Source organism: Mesorhizobium sp. B2-7-2 (assembly GCF_006440775.1).
GTDB lineage: Bacteria > Pseudomonadota > Alphaproteobacteria > Rhizobiales > Rhizobiaceae > Mesorhizobium.
In genome coordinates this window covers 54,836-71,332 of record NZ_VFTZ01000013.1, presented here as the reverse complement: position 1 = coordinate 71,332, position 16,497 = coordinate 54,836, and the positions used below count along the sequence as shown (strand labels likewise).

17 protein-coding genes and 1 pseudogene are annotated in these 16,497 nt (G+C 62.7%); 4 read left to right on the top strand and 14 right to left on the bottom strand.

The genetic code is table 11. From position 1 onward, the window contains the following. Nucleotides 1-48: 48 nt before the first annotated feature. From FJ425_RS18600 to lepA, 14 genes and pseudogenes are all read right to left on the bottom strand, one after another. Entirely contained in the window at nt 49-2,217 is a 2,169-nt protein-coding gene (locus FJ425_RS18600) for a malate synthase G (RefSeq protein ID WP_140725227.1), read from the bottom strand. 246 nt (nt 2,218-2,463) lie between these two features. Next, nucleotides 2,464-4,485 carry a hydantoinase/oxoprolinase family protein gene (locus FJ425_RS18595; RefSeq protein WP_140725224.1) on the bottom strand — a complete coding sequence of 674 codons (2,022 nt, stop codon included), beginning with the start codon at nt 4,483-4,485 and terminating at the stop codon, nt 2,464-2,466. A 180-nt stretch (nt 4,486-4,665) separates the two neighbouring features. After that, on the bottom strand, nt 4,666-4,968 hold the full coding sequence (locus tag FJ425_RS18590) for a cupredoxin family copper-binding protein (protein WP_140725221.1): 303 nt from the start codon (nt 4,966-4,968) through the stop codon (nt 4,666-4,668). 53 nt (nt 4,969-5,021) lie between these two features. Further along, nucleotides 5,022-5,648 carry a CDGSH iron-sulfur domain-containing protein gene (locus FJ425_RS18585; protein WP_140725218.1) on the bottom strand — a complete coding sequence of 209 codons (627 nt, stop codon included), beginning with the start codon at nt 5,646-5,648 and terminating at the stop codon, nt 5,022-5,024. A 166-nt stretch (nt 5,649-5,814) separates the two neighbouring features. Further along, nucleotides 5,815-6,137: pseudogene (locus FJ425_RS18580) on the bottom strand (endonuclease domain-containing protein). A 173-nt stretch (nt 6,138-6,310) separates the two neighbouring features. Further along, nucleotides 6,311-6,682 carry a hypothetical protein gene (locus tag FJ425_RS18575; RefSeq protein WP_140725215.1) on the bottom strand — a complete coding sequence of 124 codons (372 nt, stop codon included), beginning with the start codon at nt 6,680-6,682 and terminating at the stop codon, nt 6,311-6,313. A gap of 210 nt (nt 6,683-6,892) precedes the next feature. Continuing rightward, complete coding sequence (locus tag FJ425_RS18570) at nt 6,893-7,264, bottom strand: DUF559 domain-containing protein (RefSeq protein ID WP_140725213.1); 372 nt, start codon at nt 7,262-7,264, stop codon at nt 6,893-6,895. Nucleotides 7,265-7,394: 130 nt separating this feature from the next. Next, nucleotides 7,395-7,742: a hypothetical protein gene (locus FJ425_RS18565; RefSeq protein WP_140700776.1), complete on the bottom strand. Its 348-nt coding sequence runs from the start codon at nt 7,740-7,742 to the stop codon at nt 7,395-7,397. A 201-nt stretch (nt 7,743-7,943) separates the two neighbouring features. Continuing rightward, on the bottom strand, nt 7,944-8,453 hold the full coding sequence (locus FJ425_RS18560) for a hypothetical protein (protein WP_140725210.1): 510 nt from the start codon (nt 8,451-8,453) through the stop codon (nt 7,944-7,946). An 11-nt stretch (nt 8,454-8,464) separates the two neighbouring features. Next, on the bottom strand, nt 8,465-8,977 hold the full coding sequence (locus tag FJ425_RS31585; RefSeq protein ID WP_181175965.1) for a hypothetical protein: 513 nt from the start codon (nt 8,975-8,977) through the stop codon (nt 8,465-8,467). Nucleotides 8,978-9,057: 80 nt separating this feature from the next. Beyond that, nucleotides 9,058-10,245 (bottom strand): DGQHR domain-containing protein, encoded by a 1,188-nt coding sequence (locus FJ425_RS18550; RefSeq protein ID WP_140725207.1) that lies wholly within the window; start codon nt 10,243-10,245, stop codon nt 9,058-9,060. Next, complete coding sequence (locus tag FJ425_RS18545; protein WP_140725204.1) at nt 10,242-10,841, bottom strand: hypothetical protein; 600 nt, start codon at nt 10,839-10,841, stop codon at nt 10,242-10,244. Before FJ425_RS18545 ends, FJ425_RS18550 begins: the two co-directional genes overlap by 4 nt. A 5-nt stretch (nt 10,842-10,846) precedes the next feature. Beyond that, nucleotides 10,847-11,647 carry a Dam family site-specific DNA-(adenine-N6)-methyltransferase gene (locus FJ425_RS18540; RefSeq protein WP_246677957.1) on the bottom strand — a complete coding sequence of 267 codons (801 nt, stop codon included), beginning with the start codon at nt 11,645-11,647 and terminating at the stop codon, nt 10,847-10,849. A 112-nt stretch (nt 11,648-11,759) separates the two neighbouring features. Further along, on the bottom strand, nt 11,760-13,565 hold the full coding sequence (gene lepA / locus FJ425_RS18535) for a translation elongation factor 4 (RefSeq protein WP_095769428.1): 1,806 nt from the start codon (nt 13,563-13,565) through the stop codon (nt 11,760-11,762). A 227-nt stretch (nt 13,566-13,792) separates the two neighbouring features. Between lepA and FJ425_RS18530 the strand changes: the two genes are divergently transcribed. The 4 genes from FJ425_RS18530 (at nt 13,793) to msrA (ending at nt 16,402) form a co-directional block, all read left to right on the top strand. Continuing rightward, nucleotides 13,793-14,164 carry a DUF559 domain-containing protein gene (locus tag FJ425_RS18530; RefSeq protein ID WP_140725198.1) on the top strand — a complete coding sequence of 124 codons (372 nt, stop codon included), beginning with the start codon at nt 13,793-13,795 and terminating at the stop codon, nt 14,162-14,164. A gap of 175 nt (nt 14,165-14,339) precedes the next feature. After that, nucleotides 14,340-15,032, top strand: coding sequence for a DUF1223 domain-containing protein (locus FJ425_RS18525; RefSeq protein WP_140633302.1), 693 nt, complete (start codon nt 14,340-14,342; stop codon nt 15,030-15,032). Nucleotides 15,033-15,116: 84 nt separating this feature from the next. Beyond that, nucleotides 15,117-15,416, top strand: a complete 300-nt coding sequence (locus FJ425_RS18520) for a hypothetical protein (protein WP_140633305.1) — start codon at nt 15,117-15,119, stop codon at nt 15,414-15,416. Between the two features lie 242 nt (nt 15,417-15,658). Then, complete coding sequence (msrA, locus tag FJ425_RS18515) at nt 15,659-16,402, top strand: peptide-methionine (S)-S-oxide reductase MsrA (RefSeq protein ID WP_140633308.1); 744 nt, start codon at nt 15,659-15,661, stop codon at nt 16,400-16,402. The last annotated feature ends 95 nt before the right edge of the window (nt 16,403-16,497 follow it).

Here is a 16,497-nt window from a genome sequence, read left to right as displayed (position 1 = left end):
CCTCGATATCTCGTTTACGTGATCGGCCCGATTGCGCCCGCGGACGCGTTACTGCTCGCGCGCCTTCAACTCCAGCCGCCGGGCGTGCAGCACCGGCTCCGTATAACCGTTCGGCTGCACCGCCCCCTTGAACACCAGGTCGCAGGCGGCCTGGAAGGCGATGGAATTATCGAAGTCCGGCGCCATCGGCCGGTAGAGCGGGTCGCCGACATTCTGTCGGTCGACGATGGCCGCCATGCGTTGCAGCGAGTCCCTCACCTGGATTTCCGAGCAGACCTTGTGGCGCAGCCAGTTGGCGATGTGCTGCGAGGAGATGCGCAGCGTGGCGCGGTCCTCCATCAGGCCGACATCGTTGATATCGGGCACTTTGGAGCAGCCGACGCCCTGGTCGATCCAGCGCACGACGTAACCCAGGATGCCCTGCGCGTTGTTGTCGAGCTCGCGCTGGATCTCGTCCGGCGTCCAGTTCGGCCGCACCGCTACCGGCACCGACAGGATGTCGTCGAGCTTCGCCTTCGGCCGGCTCCTCAGCGCCGCCTGCACGGCGTGCACGTCGACCTTGTGGTAGTGCGTGGCGTGCAGCGTGGCGGCCGTCGGCGACGGCACCCAGGCGGTGTTGGCGCCGGCCTTGGGATGCGCGATCTTCTCAACCAGCATCGCCGCCATCAGATCCGGCATCGCCCACATGCCTTTGCCGATCTGGGCGTGGCCGGCGAGCCCGCACTCCAGGCCGGTATCGACATTCCAGGCCTCATAGGCGGAAATCCAGGCGGCCTGCTTCATGTCGCCCTTGCGGATCATCGGGCCGGCTTCCATCGAGGTGTGGATCTCGTCGCCGGTGCGGTCGAGAAAGCCAGTGTTGATGAACACCACGCGCTCTCTTGCGGCGCGGATCGCTTCCTTGAGGTTGACGGTGGTGCGCCGCTCCTCGTCCATGATGCCCATCTTGATGGTGTTCCTCGCCATGCCCAGCAGCGCTTCGACGCGATCAAAAATCTCGACGGCGAAGGCGACCTCTTCCGGCCCGTGCATCTTCGGCTTCACCACATACATCGAGCCGGCGCGGGAATTCATCCGCCGGCCGTTCGGGCCGACATCGTGCAGCGCTATCAGCGCGGTGAGCGCCGCATCCATGATGCCTTCCGGCACCTCGTTGCCGTCACGATCCAGGATCGCCGGATTGGTCATCAGGTGGCCGACATTGCGCACCAGCATCAGCGAGCGGCCGGGCAAGGTGATCGTGCCGCCCGCGCGTGAAATGTAGCTCCGGTCGGCATTGAGCTTGCGGACGAAGGTCTTGCCGCCCTTCGTGATCTCTTCCGCAAGGTCGCCCCTCATCAGGCCGAGCCAGTTGCGATAGACGACGACCTTGTCCTGCGCATCCACGGCGGCGACCGAATCCTCGCAGTCCTGGATGGTGGTCAACGCGGCTTCGAGGAGGACGTCGGCGATGCCCGCCGGATCGGTCCTGCCGATCTGGTTGGCGCGGTCGATCACGATTTCGATATGCAACCCATTCTTGACCAGAAGCACCGCTTCCGGCGTGGCGGCATCGCCGCGATAGCCGACGAACTGCCTTGGATCGGCGAGCGTCGTGGCGCCGGCGCCCTCGCCGGCTTTCAGCGCGCCATTCGCCACCGACAGCCCATTGACGCCCGCCCATTTGCCGGTGGTCAGCGGCACCGACTGGTCGAGGAAATCCTTCGCCCAGGCGATCACCTTGGCGCCGCGCGCCGGATTGAAGCCCTTGCCCTTCTCGGCGCCGCCGGCCTCGGCAATGGCGTCGGTGCCATAGAGCGCGTCATAGAGCGACCCCCAGCGCGCATTGGCGGCGTTGAGCGCATAGCGCGCATTCATCACCGGCACGACGAGCTGCGGCCCGGCAACGACCGCGATCTCGGGATCGACGTGCTCGGTCGAGACGCTGAAGGCCGGCCCTTCCGGCACAAGGTAGCCGATCTCCTTGAGGAAGGTCTTGTAGGCCTCCATGTCGAGCGGCGCGCCGTTTTCGCGATACCAGCCGTCGAGCTTCTCCTGCATGGCGTCGCGTTCTGCCAGCAGCGCGCGGTTCTTCGGCGCGAGGTCGTGGACGATCGCCGAAAAGCCGGTCCAGAATTTTTCCGGGTCGATGCCGGTGCCGGGCGTGGCCTCCGCGGCCACGAAGTCATGGAGCTCCCGGGCAATCCGCAACCCGGCGATCTCGATGCGGTCGGTCATCTGCACGTCTCCAGATAGGTGGCTTGCCGGGCGTTTGGCATGTTTGGGGTTGCGGGGTCAATTCAGCTTAGGGTGTAGAGGGGCGCGGCCTTTCCTTCTCCCCTTGTGGGAGAAGGTGGATCGGCGCGCAAGCGCCGAGACGGATGAGGGGTGTTCCAGCGGAGTGAGACGCTGGCATTCCCTGGAGCACCCCTCATCCGGCCGCTTCGCGGCCACCTTCTCCCACAAGGGGAGAAGGAAAAGGCGCTACACCGCGATCCGCGGCCGTCCCGACGCCACGGCCAACACATGCGCCTCGATGAACATGCGCTGGCCCTCGATGGTCGAGACCTTGAACTCGGTGGAAACGTGGATCTCGGCGCTGTCGGTGCCTGCGTCCTTGGCGCGATCGGCGGCGAGCGCCCGCACATCGGCTTGCGCCGCTTCGATCGCCTTGTCCTCCTCCGTGAAGTCGCGCACCGTCTGGCCCGAGGCGAGGCGGAACAGGCCTTCCTTGGGCTGGCTGACGCGGGCCTCGGCCGAGACGCGCACCTGGCCGACGACGGCGCCGAGCGCGTTGGCGACGTCGGTGTCTTCCGGCACGATGCAGCCATTGCCGACCAGCGGCGGCAGGCCGGCATAATGCAGCGGCGCCGAGGCGCCGAGACCGATGACCGGGCGGTCGAGCGCGACGGTGAAGCGGGCGATGCCGGGATGGGCGTCGACCGCGCGCTGCACCAGCGCATGCGCGACGGTGGCCGCACCGTCCAGCCCGTCCTCGGCAAAGGCGGTTTCCAAAATGTATTCGGCCGACCAGCGGGTCAGCGTGACGAGCACGCGATCGGAAATCTCTTCTGGCGTCGCCGCGATCGTCTGGCCGCGGCCGTCGCGGCGGCGGGCGAAAAGCTCGGCGCCGAGCCGGGCGGTGGCGGCGTGCCAATTGGCTTGCTTGCCGAGCACATGGGCGGCATCCGAAGGCGTGAAGCCCGAGATGTGGACAAGGCCGCGCGCGACCAGCCGGTTCAGCGTGGCGTTCTGCGCATTCGAAGCGAGCAGCCTGTCGAGCGCCAGCGGGGTGGCGCCGATCGTCTCGTAGAGCTTCGCTTCCGGACCGGTGAGGCCGGCGGCGAGCCGCTCCGGCACGCCGGTACGCAGGGCAAAGCGCCCGTCCATGCGGCCGGGATTCGGTGCGCGGAGCTGTCTTTCCAGTTCGACAGTCACCGCCTCGCCATGCACCATGCCGGACAGCGCCAGCGGCACCAGGCGGCGCGGCCCAAGCAGGATTTTTGGGTCGAGCGCGCCGTCTTCCAGCGTCACTTCCGAATCGCCGCCAAGGCCGAATGTGCGCATGGCGACGGCTTCGACCATGGTGCGGAAGCCGCCGACGGTGGCGCCTTCCGGATCGAGCCGCGGCCTTCCGCCATCGAGCACCGCGACATCGGTGGTGGTGCCGCCGATATCCGAGACCATGGCGTCGTCCAGCCCGGTCATGTGGCGGGCGCCGACCAGGCTGGCGGCCGGGCCGGACAATATGGTCTCGATCGGCCGCTGGCGGGCAAAGGCCGCCGAGACCAGCGCGCCGTCGCCGCGTACCACCATCAGCGGTGCTGCGATGCCACGCTTGGCCAGAAAACCTTCGGTCGCCGCCACCAGCCGGTCGATCATCGAGATTAGGCGCGCGTTGAGCAAGGTGGTGAGCGCGCGGCGTGGGCCGCCGAGCTTGGCCGAAAGCTCGTGGCTGGCGGTGACCGGCAGGCCGGTCTTGTCGCGGATCAGGTCGCGGGCCGCCAGCTCATGCGCCGGGTTGCGGGTGGCGAAATAGGCGCAGACGGCAAAGCCCGACACCGAACGCCCAAGTTCCGGCAGCGCCGCCTCGAGCCCGGAAAGGTCGAGTTTTGCCGCATTGCCATGCACGTCATGCCCGCCGGGCAAGAATACCACCGGATCGGTGCCAAGCGCCGTCTTCAGCCCGTCGCGCGCGAGGTCGGCTTCGGAAAAGCCGATCATCACCAGCGCCACGCGCCCGCCTTGGCCCTCGACCAGCGCGTTGGTGGCCAAGGTCGTCGACATCGAGACCAGTTTGATCGAGACCGGATCGGTCCTGGATTGTTCCAGCACCGCGTCCACCGCGCCGGAAATGCCGACGGCAAGGTCGTGGCGCGTGGTCAGCGACTTCGCCTTGGCCAGCACCTTGCCCTTCGGGCCGCCTTCCTCCGACCACAGCACCGCATCGGTGTAGGTGCCGCCGGTGTCGATGCCGAGGAAGAGAGGGTGAGGCTTGGCGGTCATTTCTGTGAGGCGGTCCGGGGTGGAGGGCTTTGTTGGGAAGCCCTTAGCCGATACGCGCTGACGGATAAAGACGGGAGGGATGGGCCAAGGGGGAGGTGCCGGGGGGTTTATTGGATGGCCGGCAGGGCAGAGAGGGGGGCCTCGCGCCGGCCTGCGCAGCAGTCCTTCACGTGTCGCCGCCTACTTCGCCGTGACGGTGCCCGTCATCGAGCTGTGGATCGCACAATGGAACGGATGCGCGCCGGCGGCCGATATCTTGACCTTGGCGCGCTTGCCCTTCGCGAGTTGCCCGGTGTCGAAGGAGCCGTCGTCCGCCGTGGCGGTGTGCGTCTTGGAATCGGCGTTGGTGAAGGTCACGGTGTCGCCAACGGCGACACTGATCTTGGCCGGGCGGAATTTCATGTCCTTGATCTCAACCGCGTGGTTTGCGGCGAAGGCGGGCATTGCGAAGGCAAGCAAGGCAAGGGTGAGCATGGTGCGCATGGTGGATTCCTCCTCAGAGTCCTCCCCCTAAGCTAAGGCGGGCGCGGCGTTTGTCATGCCACGAACCCCACTCTTTTATGCGACCCATCGCAAAACGGCTTGTTGGCCGAGTGCCCGCAGCGGCAGAGGAACACCTTGGTGGTGCGGGCAATGGTATGCCCCGTGCCGGTTACGATCTCGGCATTGCCTTCGACCTTGAGCGGGCCGTTGACGGTGGGCGTCACCGTCAGCGGGCCGTCCCGCGCCTCCAGCACCTGTGCTTCCTTCAGCGGCGGCTCGCCTGTGGCGGAAAAACCGGCCTTGATGTGGCTGTTGTCGCAGAACGGCTTGTTCCGCGACAACCCGCAGCGGCAGAGCGTGGCGCGCAAGAAGGTGTCCTCGCCCAGCACGATCTCGGCATGCACCGCCAGCGGGCCGTTTTCCCTCAACCGCACGGTGTTGACCACCGGCGGCTTCTCCTGCGGCCCGCCATCTTTTCTGGTGTAGGTGATGGCGCCCGACGGGCAGTTTTGCGCCAGCGCCACGACCTGCTCGACGCTCGCCGCCTCCGGGTGGATCCACTCGCCCGGCGCGTTGGGCACGAAGACATGCGGGTTGCCGAGCACGCAATTGCGCGAATGGATGCAGCGCTTGCCGCTGAAGGAAACGTCGATCTTCTCGCCTTCGACCGTGCCTGCCATGGTGCTCTCTCCTGGTGTGTTGAGGCAAGGCTAGGGCGTGGGCGAGAGGGGCGTCAAGCTGGCCGGATGACTACTTTCCCTTCTCCCCTTGTGGGAGAAGGTGGCTCGGCGCGCAGCGCCGAGACGGATGAGGGGTGCTCCAGCTTGGCAAGAACGTGTGCGCCCACTACCGCCAGGGCTGCAGACTTTCATCCCTCACATAGGCAATGATGGTATCACACACCGCATCGAGCTCTTTCAGAACGTCGGCATTCCAGAAACGCAGCACCCGAAATCCCTTGCCTTCAATTCGGTGTCGCGCTCCTGGTCATGGCGCGATTCCGCATGCTGACTGCCGTCGATTTCGACTATGAGTTTCGCCGCGGGACAGACAAAGTCGGCCACGTATCGGCCCATCGGCATCTGCCGCTTGAACTTGATGTTGTCCAGGCGGCGGTCGCGCAATTCGTGCCACAAGCGGTCTTCCGCCTCTGTCGGCTCGCGGCGCATTGACCGGGCGAAATTGCGTTTGGCCGGGGCTACGGGTTGGTGCGGCATTGCGGAAGATTAGCCATGTAGGTGACCGCTCAAATATCCGGCGCCTCACTCCGCTGGAACACCCCTCATCCGTCTCGGCGCTGCGCGCCGAGCCACCTTCTCCCACAAGGGGAGAAGGGGAAGAGCTACTCCTCCAGGTCGATCTCCTCGGTCTGGCCGCCGCTGCAGGTGTAGCAGCAGTCCTCGCATGTCTCCTTGTTGTTGGGCCCGACGCCCCAATAAGTCCCCTCGTCGCCGTCGACCCAGGCGCCGTAGCAGATCTTCTCGCCCTCGTTGCACGAGATCGGCAACTGCTTGGTCTCGCCGTCGTCGAGATAGAAATCCTTGCCATTTCCCGGCCAGACATAGTCGCGGTTCTGGCTGTAGAGCTCGACGCGCATGGCGTTGGGATGATTGTTCTTGATCTGGAAGGTGACGTCGCCGGCACGAGCAGCGGGCGCGATGAGGACGACAAGCGAAAGCGCGGCGGCAACGCGGCGCGCGAAGGTGGAAGACATGAGAACCCCCAAGGTAGAATCGGCCCCTGCGGCCGATGGCCGGATGATGACATGGCGGGCGCGTATGCCAAGGGGTGGCGGCGAAAAATGGCTGACGGAATTTGGGGGAAGGCGCGACTTCCCCTTCTCCCCTTGTGGGAGAAGGTGGCTCGGCGCGCAGCGCCGAGACGGATGAGGGGTGCTCCAGCTTGGCGAAGACGCCCGGTGGCATCAACGCCAGGGCTGCAAACTCTTATCTTTCACATACGCAATAATGGTATCGCAGACCGCACCCAGCTCTTTCAGGACATCGTCGTTCCAGAACCGCAGCACGCGAAAGCCCCTTGCCTTCAGTTCGGCGTCGCGCTCCTGGTCGCGATCCGATTCCGCGTGCTGGCTGCCGTCGATTTCCACGATGAGTTTTGCTTCGGCGCAGAGGAAATCCGCGACGAACCTGCTTATCGGCACCCGCCGCTTGAACTTGATATTGTCGAGTCGCCGGCCGCGTAATTCGTGCCACAAGCGGTCTTCCGCCTCTGTCGGCTCACGGCGCATCGACCGAGCGAAATTGCGTTTGGCCGGGGTTAGGGGTTGGTGCGGCATGGCGGAAGATTAGCCAATGTTGGTGTCCGCTCAAATATCCGGCGTCTCACTCCGCTGGAGCACCCCTCATCCGTCTCGGCGCTATGCGCCGAGCCACCTTCTCCCACAAGGGGAGAAGGGGAACGCCCCGCTACTCCGCCAGGTCCACCGTCTCGGTGGAATGCTCGGTGCAGATGAAGCAGCAGGTGTCGCAGGGTTGGTCGTTGTCGGGGCCGACGCCGGCGGTGACGGAATCATCGCCATTCACCCAGGCGCCCCAGCAAATATGCTCGCCCGGCTCGCAGGAGATCGGCACGGATTTCCGTGCCTTCGGCCGGATGAGGAACACCTTGTCGTCGCCCGGCCAGACTTTTTGGCTGTCGCGGCTGAACAGCTCGACCGCGACGCCGTCCGAACGCTGGTTGCGCACGAAGACCGACATGTCGGCGGCGAAGGCCGGGGTGCTGAGGAGAAGGAAGGCGAGCAGAGCGCGAATCATGGCGAGGTCCCCTGGGCAAGTAGAGCACGGGAGCGGAAGCGGCGCGACCTCCCCTTCCCCCCTTGTGGGGGAAGGTGGCTCGGCGCGCAGCGCCGAGACGGATGAGGGGTGTTCCAGGGAACGCCGACGTCTCACTCCGCTGGAACACCCCTCATCCGGCCGCTTCGCGGCCACCTTCTCCCACAGGGGGAGAAGGGAAAGTCAGCGCCTCACCGCCACATGCGGCGCGAATGTCTTCACCGCGTCGACCATCTCCTCTCCCCGCACGTCGAGCGAGGAGATTTCCATATGCACGATGTTCCGGCCAAAGGGCATCAGGCCGAAGGCGTTGGCGGAGGAATAGCGGATTGCGTCGGGCGGCTCCTCGGTGAGCTCGAAATTGAGCATCGCCGCGCCCTTGCCGCCGGCGGCGAGCCGCACGCTCCTGACCTTGCTCCACGGCACCAGCACGTCGCCGGCGCGAGCATCGCGGAAACCTTGGCTGTCCAGCACCACCTTGACCGAAGTGTCGAAGGCGCCGCGGGCGATTGATACGCCGAGCCCCAGGCAGGCGGCGCCAAGCAGCGCGATCCACAGCACATGCCCGCTGTTCGCGCCCGAGGCCACGCCCTGCAGCGCGCCGAAGCCGAAAATGCCGCCGAGCAGGAACGGTCCGACGGCGGGCAAGATCTTTCCCGATGGGCTGTTGCGGATTTCGAGCGGCGCGGCCATCGCCTTCGCACTCAGCGCTCCGGCTTCAGCAAAGTCCAGATCCAGCCGATGAAGGTCAGCACTAGGAACGGATAGCCGAGCGCCGGCAGCGGCGCCGAGGTGGGCAAAAGCGGCGCCCCCCACAGGATCATCAGGACCGAGACTGCGAACAGCACGGCGGCGACGGACGCCGTGAGCCGCATCCACAGCGCGAAGGTGGCCTGCGCGCTGACCATCACCAGCCCCGCCGCCCACAGCGCAATGCCGCCGGCATAGGAAGGCACGCTGGCCTGCAAGCCCGCCGCATTGCCGGCCAGAAGCAGGCTCTCGCCGGCGAGGAAAGTCAGGAAACCGGCCGCGACGAGGTCATTGCCCAGCCGCTGGTATTTCATCGTGAGCAGCGCGGTGGCGACGACGATTCCCACGCCGTCAATGGTCCAGACCGTTTCGCGCAGCGCGTCGCTCGCAACGAAAGTGCCCGCAAGGCCAAAGGCGCCGCCGATGGCGAGACCGATCGCGGCGACAAGATCGAGAGTGGAGCGCATGCGATGTCTCCCCAAGCCAGGGAGAGGATATCGCAGAGCGGTTATGTCTCAAAGTGACGATTTACATGCACGCCTGGGCTTCAGCTCCTCATATCTTCGATTTCCCGCAATGACAGTTCCTTTGTCAGCAGCTTGTACAGCCGGCTCTCCCCGGTTGTGCCCGGGGGGAACCTGTCAGTGGTGAATTGACCATCCTCTATGGCTAAGCTGCGGAGGTATGTTCGCAGGAAATCGTTTGAAATCGATCCGCCAGGGACACCCTGCAATTTAAATATTGCGCTATATGCACGCATCAGGGCCCTAAAACCATTCGTTCGGTTGAGCATTGGCCCCTCTCGAGAGGTATTGCGCCACGCTGCGGGCCACCGGTCCCTTACCTCGTTGAAGTAGCCAAATATCGCCTCGCCAATCTTTATATCGTTTTGTTGGATAAAGAGGTTTCTAAATGGATACCGCCACACGTCGTCGCCCTTGGCCTGAGTGAGCGAACCCCCCTTAAGGATAACATCCCGATCTCCTTTCGGATCTGCGGAAATATACCTGATAAGCATCTCAACGAATCCTGCCTGTGAAATAGGCTCGAATCTCCCTTCAATGGTAGTCGTGCCTAGGCGCTTAATACGGTGATAGAATGCACTATTCTGATCCTGATCAAGAGCTACAGCTATGTTATGACAGGTTTTCTGCGGGCTTCGTGACTTAGCCAACGAGTAGAGATCATACACAAGACTCTTATTGACCTTGGTTTGCTCCAGATTGACTGTCGAAAAAATATGCGCCTGATCCGCAACATCCGCACCAACAAAGATCGATACGGGGACATCGAATTGATCTCCGCGAAACTTGAACAATCCGGCGATGCGATGCTGCCCGTCGATCACGCGGGCCAAATTACTAATGGCTATCGTCGGCTGTTTCTCTCCCTTCGGCACATTAGAGATGATGAGTCGCTTATGTTTCTCATCATAAGTCGCATACGGTTCATCGACTGCTATTATTATAGCCGTGGGGAATGAAGCATCGTAGAAATTGACATACTTCTCCAAATCAGCGACCCGGTGCGGATCCAATGGGCGCTGAATGCCAAGATATCGCTCTACGTCTCTGTTTTCCTGAAGGACCCTGCGAACGTCAAAGTAGGCGATCTTGGTGATAACATTGAAGGGGATCGAAGCGATAAAAATATCACCAACCGGCTGTTTGGCTCGCAAACAGTCGAAAACAAACTCCACCTTATCGGGGTCAACCAGATTGAGCTGTTCGGTCATTCCCTTTGCGCCCATTTCTTCATGAACTCTCTCTCGTCACTGGAGAGATCTTTATTCAAGTCTTCGAGCTCATTTCTGTATACGGACACTGCAAACAAGCAAGCCAGTGAAAAGATATAAACAATAATAGACGATTTCACGAGAAAGCCGCCTGATATCGTTATGTTCGACGCAGGGAACGTCGATAGCAGGGAAATACCGTAGCAAAATGCAGCTATCATGCAAACGACGATAGAAAATACAAAGAATAGAGAGCCGTACGGAAACTTAAACGTGATCCCTCTGAATCTGTTGTTTTTCTTGACTTCCTCGTCGTCCTTTATTTCGGCGTAGTCCTTGGTTATCGAGTAGATTAGCGGGCCAATCAGCGCCGCCGAGTAGATAAATAGGTCGGCGCGCTCAATGGAACTCGTCATCAGTACACCCATGGACGGGCTACCCGTTATGGCGTGAGAGACAAATATCGGGAAAAACCAAATCGGCAAGGTGGAGAATACGGTTCCAACCAAGAGTTCGTACAATGATGACCGGATGGATGTCCAACGCGCGTCTACGAGCTGCCCGAAGAGCGGAATGCGTCGGAGTATGTTCTTCAAACAGTTCATCTAAACACGATTATGGCTTCGCTCGTGGACTGGCGGCCCGCGGACTTGCCGCTTATCACCGATGCACGCGCCGTTTCGTATATATCGGCGTGATCGCCATAAAGGTCGTGTATCGACTTATGATTGGCGTTGGTGACCAGTATCGAAGCGCCCCTCGAATTTGCTCGAACAAGGCTGTCGCGCAGCCGAATCTGACCATCCCAGTCGAAAATTGACTGATTATACTTTACGAACCCGTTATAATTGTGAGCAGTCGTATATGGCGGGTCCACAAATATAAAGTCACCACTTCTCGCCTGATCTATAGTAAGCTCAAAATCTTGGCTGGTTATCTCAGCCTTGGACAGAATGCGGGCGGACTCTTCGAAATCATCGGAATCCAGGATGATATTCGACTTTGTGCCAATCGGCACGTTAAACTCACCTTTGAGATTCTCGCGATATAGCCCGTTCCAGCATGCTCTGTTTAGATATAGAAATTGAGCCGCGCGTTCGCTTATATCTTTTTTCACAGCGGAGCGTTCTGTGTAGTAGTGTGTCTTACTGTGTTTTAATTGATGCGCCGAAAGAGCAACCCACACGGAATGCCAGTCGTCCCGGATCGCACAATACGTTTCTACTAGTCGAGAATTTATGTCCGAAAGGATAGCTTGGGCCGGTCTATGATGAAAGAATACAGCTCCGCCCCCGAGGAAGGGCTCTATATACCGACCATCGTATCTGGGTATACGAAATTCGGCACGATCAACCAGCCAGCGTTTGCCGCCGGCCCATTTTAGAAATGGCTTTATACTCAAGGAACCCCCCATAGAGGGTAGTTTGTGTGATTTGAAAGATCAGGTCAACAATCTTTCAATTACGTTAGGATCTACGGTCAGCAGTTGATGCAGACGAGGGGATGTGGCCCCCTCAATCCCCCATCTTCAGCGCCTGGATAAACGCCTCCTGCGGGATATCCACCTTGCCGAACTGGCGCATCCGCTTCTTGCCCTCTTTCTGCTTGTCGAGCAGCTTGCGCTTGCGGGTCACGTCGCCGCCGTAGCATTTGGCGGTGACGTCCTTGCGCAGCGCCGAGATGGTCTCGCGGGCGATGACCTTGCCGCCTATTGCCGCCTGGATCGGGATCTTGAACAGGTGGTGCGGGATCAGCTCCTTCAGCTTCTCGCACATGGCGCGGCCGCGCTTTTCCGCCGCCGTGCGGTGCACCAGCATGGACAGCGCGTCGACCGGCTCCTCATTGACCAGGATCGACATCTTCACCAGGTCGCCCTCGCGATAATCGGTCAGATGATAGTCGAAGGACGCATAACCCTTGGAGATCGACTTCAGCCGGTCGTAGAAATCGAAGACCACCTCATTGAGCGGCAAATCGTAGGTCAGCATTGCGCGTTTGCCGACATAGGAAAGATCGGCCTGGATGCCGCGCCTGTCCTGGCAAAGCTTCAGGATGCCGCCGAGATAGTCGTCGGGGGTCAGGATGGTGGCGCGGATCCATGGCTCCTCGATCGAAGCGATCTTGACCACGTCTGGCATGTCGGCCGGGTTGTGCAACTCCTTGACCGAGCCGTCATTGAGGTTCAGGCGGTAGACGACGGAGGGCGCCGTGGCGATGAGGTCGAGGTTGAACTCGCGCTCCAGCCGCTCCTGGATGATCTCCAGATGCAGCAGGCCGAGGAAGCCGCAGCGATAGCCGAATCCGAGCGCAGCGCTGGTTTCCATCTCGTATGAGAAGCTCGCGTCGTTGAGGCGCAACTTGCCGACGGCGGCGCGCAGATCCTCGAAATCGGCGGCGTCGACCGGAAACAGGCCGCAGAACACCACCGGCTGCGCCGGCTTGAAGCCGGGCAGCGCCTTTTGCGTCGGGCGGCGGTCCTCGGTGATGGTGTCGCCGACGCGGGTGTCGGCCACTTCCTTGATCGAGCCGGTGAAGAAGCCGAACTCGCCGGGGCCGAGCTCGTCGACATTGACGCGGGCCGGCTTGAACACGCCCGTCCTCTCGACGAGATATTTCGCGCCGGTGCCCATCATGCGGATGGTCTGGCCCTTCTTCATCACGCCGTCGATGATGCGCACCAGCACGATGACGCCGAGATAGGCGTCGTACCAGCTGTCGACCAGCATTGCCTTCAGGGGCGCCGCGATGTCGCCCTCGCGCGGCGGCGGCAGCTGGTGGACGATCGCCTCCAGCACGTCCGGCACGCCAAGCCCGGTCTTGGCCGAGATCAGCACCGCATTGGAGGCGTCGAGGCCGATCACTTCCTCGACCTGCTCGCGGATGCGCTCGGGCTCGGCCGCCGGCAGGTCGACCTTGTTCAGCACCACGACGATCTCGTGGTTGTTGTCGATGGCCTGGTAGACATTGGCCAGCGTCTGCGCCTCGACGCCCTGGGAAGCGTCGACCACCAGCAATGAGCCCTCGCAGGCGGCCAAGGAGCGCGACACCTCATAGGCGAAGTCGACATGGCCGGGGGTGTCGATGAGGTTCAGCACATAGTCCTCGCCGTTTTTGGCGCGGTAGTTCAGCCGAACGGTCTGGGCCTTGATGGTGATGCCGCGCTCGCGCTCGATATCCATCGAGTCCAGCACCTGCTCCTTCATGTCGCGCTCCTCCAGCGTGCCGGTGAGCTGGATCAGCCGGTCGGCAAGCGTGGATTTGCCATGGTCGATATGGGCGACGATGGAGAAATTGCGGATGTGGTCGAGCGGGGTGGTCATGCGGCGCGCTTTAGCAGGGGCGGGGTTGAGGGGCAAGCGGAACGCCTTTTTCCTTCTCCCCTTGTGGGGTGAGAAGCGGTCCGCGTCAGCGGGCGAAAAGCCAATTGCTTGGCTTTTCGAGCTTCGAACGCCCTGAGCCTGCGAAGGGCCGGGTGGTGGATCGGCGCGCAGCGCCGAGACGGATGAGGGGTGTTGGACGGAACTCAGCGGCCAGCTAGTCTGGCGCAATGCCGCACCAGCCCGTCACCCAAGCCAAGCGCAGTTTTGCCCGGACGCTCCGCCGTGAGATGACGGAGGCTGAGCACAAGCTGTGGCAGGAATTGCGCGACCGCAGGCTCGATCGGATCAAGTTTCGCCGACAGGTGCCCATTGGAAAATACGTCGCCGATTTCGCTTGTCTCGAGGCGCGGCTCATCGTCGAGCTGGATGGTAGCCAGCACGCGGACTCGGAGTCGGATTTGGCTCGCGGAGCTGAATTGAAGGCGAGAGGATTTCGGATCTTGCGCTTTTGGAATGATGATGTGCTGAAGGATCTGGACAGCGTCTGCGATACGATCATCGCCTATGTGAAGGATCCCGGCCTGCAGCCGTGGCGGTGAGCGGGTAGACGTCTCACTCCGCTGGAGCACCCCTCATCCGTCTCGGCGCTGCGCGCCGATCCACCTTCTCCCACAAGGGGCGAAGGGAAGGCCCCAATCACAAACCGGTGAAGCTGTAACGAACCTCTCCACCCCGACGAAATGAAGCATGACCCCGCAACGGAGACTGCTTCCCATGACCGGAACGACAACAAGGACCGTCCTGCTCGCCGGCGCGATGCTCGCGGCCACGATGGGCGCGGCGACCGCGCAGCCGCTCACCGTGGTCGAGCTGTTCACCAGCCAGGGCTGCTCGTCCTGCCCGCCGGCCAACGCCAACCTGATCAAGGTCAAGGACCAGCCCGGCGTGCTGGCGCTGTCGTTCAACGTCACCTACTGGGACTATCTCGGCTGGAAGGACACGTTCGGCCGCAAGGAATTCACGGAACGCCAGGTGACCTACGAGCCGTCGCTCGGCCATGACGGGCCGTTCACGCCGCAAGTGGTGGTGAACGGCAGAAGCGACGGCGTGGGCGCCTCGCCGGGCGAGATCCAGGGCCTGATCGCCAAAGGCGGCCGCACGCAGGGGCCGGAGCTTTCGCTTGGGCAGGGCAAGGTCAGCATCGGCGCCGGCAAGGCGCCGGGCGGCAGCGCCGACATCTGGCTTGTGCGCTACACAAGAGGCATCGTCGAGGTGCCGGTGGCGCGCGGCGAGAACACCGGCCGCACGCTGCCGCACGCCAATGTCGTGCATTCGCTGACCAAGCTCGGCAGCTGGAACGGCGCGGCGACGACGCTGCCGTTGCCGGCAGCCACCGGGGGCTGGAGCACCGCGGTGCTGGTGCAGGCGGCGCGCGGCGGACCCATCCTGGCCGCGGCCGCCAACTGATCTTTTCCCCTACGCGCGGGGCCGTAGACAGCGGCAACGCATAACCCGGCCCGCCTCCGCGCGCCAAACCCAAGGAGACTACCTATGTCCAAGTTCCTCACGCTGCCGGCGCTGGCCCTCGCGCTTTTAGCGTCCGTCTTCGTCGCCGGCGCCCGCGCCGACGACGCGACCAATGCGATGAAGCCCGCCAACGCGATGGCGACCGACGCCATGAAGCCGGCGGGCGCGATGAAGCCGGCGACGGACGCGATGAAGCCGGCCGACGCCATGAAGCCCGACGCGATGAGCACCGAGGCGATGAAGCCGGCGGATGCGATGAAGCCGGCGGATGCGATGAAGCCTGTGACGGATGCCATGAAGCCAGCGGACACCACCGCTCAGTAAGGCGAGCTTGGCTCACCCGGATTGCCAACCGAATTGCCAAGAGCAATTCGAGGCAATCCGACCTCTCCCCGATGGGGAGAGGAGGCTTTCGGCGCCGGCGCCAATCTCTTCTCCCCACCGGAGAGAAGGTGGCCCGAAGGGCCGGGGGAGCGCCGCCGCTCACAAGAACAGCCGCACGGCAAAGTGAGAACCACTTCGCGGCTGCGTTCGTATATAATGAAGCAACAACAGGAGATCAGGACATGAACGGCATAAAGGCAAAGGCCGCGCGGCGATCGCCATTCTTCGCCCGCGGCACGTTGGCAGTGCTCGGCCTTGCGGCCGTGGCGGCAGCGGCTCTGTGGCAGACACCGGCCCGCTCGGCCGAGGACGCGGTGGTGATCCCGCCGCCGGCTCTGGACGAGAAGGCGGCGAGCGGCACCGAGAAGGCTATCTTCGCCGGCGGCTGTTTCTGGGGCGTGCAGGGCGTGTTCCAGCATGTCAAGGGCGTCAGCAAGGCGGTGTCCGGCTATACCGGCGGCAGCGGCGAAAACGCCGTCTATGAAGTCGTCGGCACCGGCCGCACGGGGCACGCCGAATCCGTCGAGATCACCTACGACCCGTCGAAGGTCACCTACGGCCAGCTGCTGCAGGTCTATTTCTCGGTCGCGCACAATCCGACGCAGCTCAACTACCAGGGTCCGGACCAAGGCACGCAATACCGCTCGACGATCTTCGCCGAGAACGACGAGCAGAAGAAGGTCGCCCAGAGCTATATCGCCCAGCTCGACAAGGCCAAGGTGTTCGGCAAGCCGATCGTCACCACGCTGGAGACCGGCAAGACCTTCTACCCGGCCGAGGATTACCATCAGGACTTCCTGACGCTGAACCCGACCTATCCCTATATCGTCTACAACGACCTGCCCAAGATCGAGAATTTGAAGACGCTGTTCCCCAAGCTCTACAGCGAGAAGCCGGCGCTGGTGCTGGCCTCCAGCAAGAGCTGACGAGACACCCACTCGTCGTCATCCACGGGCGGAGCAAGGAGCGAAGCGACGCGCGTAGGCCCGAGGATCCATTCCGTGACGTATGAGCGCCGCAA